Below are 1248 nucleotides of genomic sequence, written 5' to 3'. Positions count from 1 at the left end.
AGCATGGGCCGCGAGGGGGTGAACGTAGCGTCAGGGCACCCCCGGAAGGGCCCCGGGGCGCTGCCGTCGCTATTTATCGTAGGGACGAGTATAGTTCGCCGACTGTGTTTGCCGGGGTCATAGAGTTATGTTGACCCGATGCAGCTGATCACGTATCCGCAACATCGCTTCGCTCCTCGCGTTTCCTTGCACACCAGTTCCAGCGACGGTCACTTCGATCGTCGGTTTTATTCGCTACACAATGTATTGGAGTGTTTCTATGTCGGATCGTGAAATCGGCACCGTCAAGTGGTTCAACGACGCCAAGGGCTTCGGCTTTATCTCCCGTGAGAACGGCCCGGACGTGTTTGTTCACTTCCGCGCTATCCAGGGCAACGGCTTCAAGTCCCTCGCCGAAGGCGAGAAGGTCTCCTTCAAGGTCGTCAACGGCCAGAAGGGTCTGCAGGCTGAGGAAGTCAACAAGGCGTAAGCCTGCTGACACTCTCGCTGCATGAAAAGCCGGGCGGAAACGCCCGGCTTTTTTCATGCCTGTTTTGGGACCCGATTGATCGGCGAAGGCGCGAAGCGCCCCGAATAATTCCTAAGAAACCTGTCTATTTCACGAAAAAAGTCGTGATGGACGTCAAAATATCGTCCAATGTAGGCATTCCCCTACATAACTCGCGCGAAATATGGTTATTATCCACCTTACTGTGTCTGCGCGGTCACGAGAGTGGCCCGATGTAAGCGCGAAGTTTACGCTCCATCGCCTCACCCGGTCCTGCATTCCCAGTAAGTCGCCGGCTCGCGAGCCGGGTTTTCGAGTGTTGGATAGAGGTGTGTGTGATGGCAACTGGTACTGTTAAGTGGTTCAACGATGCAAAGGGCTTTGGCTTCATCACTCAGGATGAGGGCGGCCCGGACGTGTTCGTCCATTTCCGTTCGATCCAGGGCAACGGCTTCAAGTCGCTGCAGGAAGGTCAGAAGGTTGAGTACACCGTGACCCAGGGCCAGAAGGGCCCGCAGGCGGACAACGTCAATCCGAAGTAACTCTGTTCGGGCTGGCTAACGCCGCTCGTTCTTGCAAGACTTCAGCCCTCTCGGTGCTCGCGCTCCGAGGGGGCTTTTGGCTGCATGACTGATCATCCCGAAATAACCGCCACCCTGGAACGCCCTCCGTGCGAGGCGATCGGGTTGCATACGGCCGACGGCGCTTTCGCCGATCTGGTCCTTCATCGCCCCGATGGGGACGCATTCGCCACCTTGCTC

2 protein-coding genes are annotated in these 1248 nt (G+C 57.2%); both read left to right on the top strand.

Annotated elements, in window-relative coordinates; genetic code table 11:
- Positions 1 to 259: 259 nt before the first annotated feature.
- Entirely contained in the window at positions 260 to 469 is a 210-nt protein-coding gene (locus tag AC1DT2_RS23810) for a cold-shock protein (RefSeq protein WP_046967385.1), read from the top strand.
- A gap of 356 nt (positions 470 to 825) precedes the next feature.
- Positions 826 to 1029 (top strand): transcription antiterminator/RNA stability regulator CspE, encoded by a 204-nt coding sequence (cspE, locus tag AC1DT2_RS23805; protein ID WP_046967384.1) that lies wholly within the window; start codon positions 826 to 828, stop codon positions 1027 to 1029.
- Positions 1030 to 1248: the final 219 nt, after the last annotated feature.

Source organism: Luteibacter sp. P4_E6 (assembly GCF_056401535.1).
This window is presented reverse-complemented; position numbering and strand designations above follow the sequence as displayed.